Source organism: Psychroserpens mesophilus, from assembly GCF_050617655.1.
Classification (GTDB): domain Bacteria; phylum Bacteroidota; class Bacteroidia; order Flavobacteriales; family Flavobacteriaceae; genus Psychroserpens; species Psychroserpens mesophilus_A.
This window is the reverse complement of record NZ_JBODQC010000169.1, coordinates 1-272: the sequence shown is the minus strand read 5'-3', so window position 1 is coordinate 272 and position 272 is coordinate 1. Positions and strand designations below refer to the sequence as shown.

1 pseudogene is annotated in these 272 nt (G+C 54.8%); it reads right to left on the bottom strand.

From position 1 onward, the window contains the following. Nucleotides 1-75: 75 nt before the first annotated feature. Nucleotides 76-272, bottom strand: a pseudogene (locus ACRHNM_RS16805) (ABC transporter permease); the annotation flags it as partial.

The window sequence follows — 272 nt, the reverse complement described above, 5'->3', positions numbered from 1 at the left end:
AGGACGTGGAATTCCACGGGGCTGGTAAAAAACTTGTCAATATGTCTGGCTTCGATTACCGGTGTCATTTGCCTGTCAGTTTCCTCGGATGATACGCACGGGATCGATGCGGCTCGCCCGGGCCGGGGGCATATATCCCGCGATGAATGTTGAGACCAGCGCAAAGACAATCCCGATGCCGTAGTATAGCGGATTGTGGTTAACCGGGAAAGTGCGTATGGTGGGCAATGCCTCCGTGTTAAAGGGCAGGGAATCGATGAGCTGGCTCAGGC